Below are 6,260 nucleotides of genomic sequence, written 5' to 3' on the forward strand. Positions count from 1 at the left end.
GTCGTCGGGGCTGGCGCGGCCAAGCCATTCCAACACATGACGCATATCGCACCGGGCGCGGTTTAACTGGAGAATGGGCATGATTGTCGCACGCTCCGAGAACCTCCCTACAGCGCAGACGGAACGCCTCAGGCGAAGACTCATCGTTGTACCGGGCAACCTGGCCATGTTTGTCTGGCTGCTGTTCATTTCCATAGATGCCGCCGCGACCGAGGGACCGAATCCTCCCTCCACGGGCTCGATTCGGAGCGGTTATCTGTTGTCGACCCCGCAGATCACCGACCCGCTTGCTCCACTGGCGCACGCCGAGCATGCGGCCGGCAGCATACGGGTTCGCTCTGCGGTCGTGACCGTCGCGGATCCGTTGGAAACCCATCTCGGCCGAGCCTTCGACGTTCAGCTATCGGCACTGATCCGCGCCTTCCACACCAAGGATTTCGTCCTCGATGGCTTCGCGCTGACGTGGAATTTAAGCCGCGCCGAGGCCGTGCAGGACGGCGGCGACATCCCCGAGAATGGCTCCACATCCTTCACCGATGATCAGCGCAGCCGGCCGAGCGTGCTGGTGTTTCGCAGGGATCTCTGGAGGCATGTGGAAGGCCCAGGCGATAGCGGGGCAGCAGGACCCGGCAGCGAATACTTCGTGGTGTTTCTGGTGGGCGAGTCGCCGACCTTCGGTGTTCATCCGCATGCGTTCCGGTGCGCGCTCACGTGCGCCGCTCGGCTTGCCGACGCGAACGATCCCGAGCGCTTCGCGCAGCCCTGCGCCTGCAACGAGAGCGACCTAGCCTGGGGACGAGCCAGGCTGGAGATCATCGGCCCCACCTTTTCCGGCTCCATGCACTCGCTGGCGATGGTTCTCGCCTCACTGTCTTCCAAGGGCGCTTGGATCAAGGTCAACCTCCAATCCCCATCGGCCACGGTGCAGAGCAATGACCGGGTCACCGAGCTGATTCGTCGGATCGTAGGCGAATCTTTAGACATTCAATATACCGCGCTGGCGAGCAGTCTCAACGATCAGCTTGGTGCCCTTGCGAGCTATGCACACGGAAAGAACATGCTAAAGCCGAAAGGCAAGAAGGGCAAAAAAGGGGGCGTCCTGATTCTGGCTGAAGAGTCGACCTTCGGGCACGGCGTTTCCGAGTTGCTGAGAAGCGAACGGAGGAACACTGTTGCCAAGTCGCCATCATGCAAAGATGCGCTCGCCGAGAGCGAAGCTTGGTCGAGGTTTCTCGACATCACCAGGGTTGCAGGCTTCCCGCAGAACATTGCGGCGATTCGCGGCGAACATTCCCGAATCGACAAGAAGCAGAGTGAATCCCGGCGCGATCTTCTCAAGGTCCAGAATCGACTGCTCGAGCTGGATCTATCCGGGATCGACTTGGTCACCGACCGACCGCCGGCCTATCGGCGCCTGCTCAGCTCCCGTTCGGACGAACTCATGCTCTACGGCACCTTTGACGCGCTTCGGGTCCGGGTCAATCCGGCCATGGTCGTCATCGTCGCGACCGATGTTCGCGACCGCTTATTCTTGTTGAACGAAGTGCGTAAATCGCTCCCCAATGCTCTGCCGGTCCTGATGGAGATGGACTACCTGACGACACACCCTGACTATCGCAAGATCAGCCGCGGCGCGCTTGTTGTCCCGAATGGGGACACGGTCCTCTGTGTCGATACTCGTGGTTGCTTGACATCCTGCCGTCCGGCCGAGGCGTGTCAATTCGCACGGGGAAAAACCGATTCAGACGGCGCTAGGAAGTCATATCTGTCCTTCCCTTCAGACTATGCGGCCAACATGTTTCGAGCGGCGCTCAATCTGATCGACACCGGATCCTGCCCCAAGGAGCAAGCAAACTCCAGCGGGTCGAATTGCGATCAGAAAGCGGTCTCCCTGTATGTCACGACACTTGCGGGATTTCAGCAGGTCGGTCCTGAGGTTGAGTCACGGACAAAAGACGACGATCCGACGACGGAATCCGGTGCGCCGCGCAGCCGATTACTCGCTGCAGACGGACGGTTGTTGCTGGATCGCCCGATTACAATCTTCTTTTTGGTCGCCGGCCTCGTGGTGGTTGCAAGCTCTTCGTGGCTAGCAATCTTCGGCCGCGCGCATTTGGTGATGTTCTCACCGCTACGCCATCCCAACCCTTTGTGCGGGATACGGGAGGCGAGGTTCAATCGGGAGAACGACGAAGGCGAGGACCCGGATGGTGCGAAACGCAAATTATTACGCCTGAACCGTTTTCTTTCGATAGTGCTCTTGGTGCTCGGCCTTGCCGTTCTCGTGATTGCAGGAACGCATCTCTTCGGACTCTTCTTATCGACGCGCCAACAGACGTGGAGCCTTGCCCATGGCCGCGACCTCGCGATGTTGATCGGCCTCTTTCTGCTCTATCTCTGCGTGGCGATTGTTGCCGGATGGAGGCTGTCTCTCTGGCGCCGACGCTGCATCGGGCATCTGAGCAGCCTGGCCGGGACCGCCGGTATCCCATCGCCGGATCGCAGTCGTGGTCAAGTCGCGCTCAGTGCGGCAGTGGTTGTGGTTGTCGCGTTATTGCTTTTAGCCTGGTTCAGCGGCATTCCGAACTCGGTTGACTCGGCGTTGACGTCGCTGTTCGTCAACTCAATTCTGTTGCTGCTCGGGTTCTGGTTTCTTGCCGAGCTTTGGACAGAATCGAGACGCCTTGCTTGGTTTGCCCAATTGCTTGCGCCGACGGCCGGCCTCTCGGCCGAGTCGGCGGCAGCAAAACCCGCCCTGTCCAACGGGAGCCCGCCGAGCGAGAGTTGGGCAAACCCGATACAACTCAACTCGCTGCCACAGTCGCCATTCAATCTCCACTTCCGCGAGCGCGATTTGGCTGCCTTGGCCGCTTCTTCGGATGAGACTTGGCGAGCGCAAACACGCGAGCTGTTGGAGTGTCGATCACCGATCAAGGCGGAATCGAATGATTCCTTTCGGATCTGGCAGGCACGCTTGATCGCCGAGATGCGCTACGGTACGACCGCGATCCGGAGCTGCGCCTGGGCAGCCATTCTGGCGCCGACGACAATCCTGCTCGGAATGGGCCTCTATCCGCCTTACGGCGAGCGACTCATGACGACCGCGTCGGTCGTGCTGGTTTTCGTCGCCTTCGCCTTGACCATGTCTGTTGTCATTAAGCTGGAGCAGCATCCCTTGTTGGGCCCGATGTTCACGCTCAATCGCGACAAGTTGTCGTTCGGTGGGCTCATCGGCGCGCTGTGGGGTAAGCTCATCGCGGCAGCAGTCATTCTGATTCCGGTGCTCTTTCCCGATGCGCTATCGGGACTGTATGGACTACTCCAATCGATCGACTCGCTGCGGTAACCGCACCTGATGCCTGCGGGCCGAGGGATCGGGCGCACTGCAAGCGCGGCGACGCTGTGCGAGAATCCTCGCCCTGTCGTCGTCGCGAGGTAATGCCGTCCATGCACCCGGTGGCCCTGAACAAGATGCCGTCTCCGCTCGGCCCGCCGCTGCCCGCTCGACCCGGCGAGCGCCTGCTGTGGGGGCGGTTGTACGGCGCGAGCGTCGCGCTCGCGATCGCCGAGGCGGCCCGCGCGCATGACGGACTGATCCTTGCCGTCGTCCCGGACGTCCAAGCCGCCGCCCATCTGCGTGCCGAGCTCGGATTCTTTTTGGCCGGGAGCGGCCTCCCGCTGCTGGGGTTTCCGGACTGGGAGACCCTGCCCTACGACGTCTTCTCGCCGCTTCCTGAGCTGGTCTCGGAACGGCTCTTGACGCTGCACCGCTTGCCGGGGCTCGACAAAGGCGTCCTGGTCGTGCCGGTCGCTACCCTGATGCAACGGTTGCCGCCGCGCGAGTATGTGGACGGGCAGTCGCTGGTGCTTGCGGTCGGCGATCGGCTGGACCTGGATGCGACGCGGCAGCGCCTGGAGCGTGCCGGCTATTCCTGTGTCTCCCAGGTGATCGGTCACGGCGAATATGCGGTGCGCGGCTCCCTGCTCGACGTCTTCCCGATGGGCAGCGATGTGCCCTTGCGCATCGACCTCTTCGACCAGGAGGTCGAGACCATCCGGACCTTCGATCCTGAGACCCAGCGCTCGCAGGAGAAGCTGGAACAGGTGCGGATGTTGCCGGCGCGTGAATTCCCGCTGAACGAGGAGGCGATCTCGGGGTTTCGCCAGCGCTATCGGGCGAGCTTCGAGGGCGACCCGCAGGCCAGCCTGGTCTATCGCGAGGTGTCGGATGGACGCACGCCGGGCGGGCTGGAATACTATCTTCCGCTCTTTTTCGAGACCACCGCGACCCTCTTCGATTATCTACCCGCCGGCGTCCTGGCCCTGGAGTCCGACGCCTGTCGCGAGACCGCGACCACCTTCATCGCCGGCGTCGCTCAGCGCTACGAACAGCGTCGTCACGACATCGAACGTCCGCTCCTGACGCCGGCCAAGCTCTATCTGCATCCCGACGAGATGGCCGGGGCGCTCAACCGGCTGTCGGGCGTCCTCTATCAGTCCCCCGAGGTACCGGATCGACGCAAGGGGTATGCGGCGTTTCACAATTTCGCGACCACCACCCTGCCCCCGCTCGCCATCCAGGCGCGCGCGGCGCAACCTGCGCAAGCCTTGCAGGACTTCCTGAGCGCGCCGGATCGGCGAGTCCTGTTCGTCGCCGAGAGCACGGGGCGGCGCGAGATGCTCGCCGAGCATCTGGCCGGGTTCAACATCCGCGCCCGTCAGGTCGATGGCTGGCAAGCATTCGTCGAGGGTGATCTCGACTTGGCGCTGACCGTCGCGCCGCTGGAGCGCGGACTTCTGCTGGAAGATCGCGGCATCGCTTTGGTGACTGAGACCCAGCTCTACGGCGAGCGGGTGCGCCAGGAGCGGCGCCGCCGCGCGCGCGAGCGCGACAGCGACGCCATCGTGCGCAACCTCACCGAGCTGACCGAGGGTGCGCCGGTCGTGCATGAGGAACACGGCGTCGGGCGTTATCTGGGGCTTCAGACCCTGCAGGTCGGCGGCATGACCACCGAGTTCCTCGCACTCGAATACGCCAACGGCGACAAGCTCTATGTCCCGGTCAGCTCGCTGCATCTGATCTCGCGCTACACGGGTGCCTCGCCCGAGAACGCGCCCCTGCACCGTCTCGGCGGCGAGCAGTGGGACCGGATCAAGCGCAAGGCCGCGCAGAAGGCGCACGACGTGGCCGCCGAGCTGCTCGATATCTACGCGCGACGCGCCGCCCGCGAGGGCGTGGCCTGCCCGGCGCCGGGCGACGACTATGCCGCCTTCGCCGCCGCCTTCCCCTTCGAAGAGACGCCGGATCAGCTGCGCGCCATCGAGGGTGTGATCGCAGACATGGAAGACGCCAAACCGATGGACCGAGTGGTCTGCGGCGATGTCGGCTTCGGAAAGACCGAGGTCGCCATGCGGGCGGCCTTCATGGCCGTGCAGGGTGGACGGCAGGTCGCCGTGCTGGTGCCGACCACCCTGCTCGCCCAACAGCATTTCGAGAATTTCTCCGACCGCTTCGCCGACTGGCCGATCAAGATCGAGAGCCTGTCGCGGTTCCGCACGGCCAAAGAGCAGAAGAAGGTGCTCGAAGGGCTAGCCGACGGCACGGTCGACATCCTGGTCGGGACCCACAAGCTGCTGCAGCCCAACCTGAAATTCAAGAATCTGGGACTGGCGATCATCGACGAGGAGCACCGTTTCGGGGTGCGCCACAAGGAGCAGCTGAAGAATCTGCGCAGCGAGGTCGATGTGCTCACGCTCACCGCCACGCCGATCCCGCGCACGCTCAACATGGCCATGTCGGGCCTGCGCGATCTGTCCATCATCGCGACACCGCCGGTGGAGCGGCACCCCATCAAGACCTTCGTCAGCCCCTGGAACGACGGCCTGATCCAAGAGGCGGTGCTGCGCGAGCTCAAGCGCGGCGGTCAGGTCTACTTCCTCCATAACGAGGTGGAGACCATCGAGAATCAGGCGCAGAAGCTCGAGGCCCTGATCCCGGAGGCGCGCGTCCAGGTCGCGCACGGGCAGATGCGCGAGCGTGACCTCGAGCGGGTGATGCGCGACTTCTATCACCAGCGTTTCAACCTGCTCGTCTGCACCACCATCATCGAGAGCGGCATCGACGTGCCGAGCGCCAACACCATCGTCATCAACCGGGCCGACAAGCTCGGTCTGGCGCAGCTGCACCAGCTGCGCGGACGCGTCGGGCGCTCGCATCATCGCGCCTACGCCTATCTGATCACGCCGCCGACCAAGGCGAT

At 63.3% G+C, this 6,260-nt stretch carries 2 protein-coding genes; both read left to right on the plus strand.

Features of this window, described 5'->3' with window-relative positions:
* Positions 1 to 79 precede the first annotated feature (79 nt).
* Positions 80 to 3,346 (plus strand): hypothetical protein, encoded by a 3,267-nt coding sequence (locus tag GPT33_RS16245; RefSeq protein ID WP_296810911.1) that lies wholly within the window; start codon positions 80 to 82, stop codon positions 3,344 to 3,346.
* Between the two features lie 101 nt (positions 3,347 to 3,447).
* Positions 3,448 to 6,260, plus strand: a 2,813-nt coding sequence (gene mfd / locus GPT33_RS16250; RefSeq protein ID WP_296810914.1) for a transcription-repair coupling factor, incomplete at its 3' end; no start/stop codon positions are given.

The sequence above is a fragment of the Thiocapsa sp. genome, assembly GCF_011390875.1.
In the GTDB taxonomy this organism is placed as follows: domain Bacteria; phylum Pseudomonadota; class Gammaproteobacteria; order Chromatiales; family Chromatiaceae; genus Thiocapsa.

What these genes read in the sequence shown, in the direction of transcription:
- GPT33_RS16245 (WP_296810911.1), top strand. Translation starts at nt 80, where the DNA reads ATGATTGTCGCACGCTCCGAGAACCTCCCTACAGCGCAGACGGAACGC.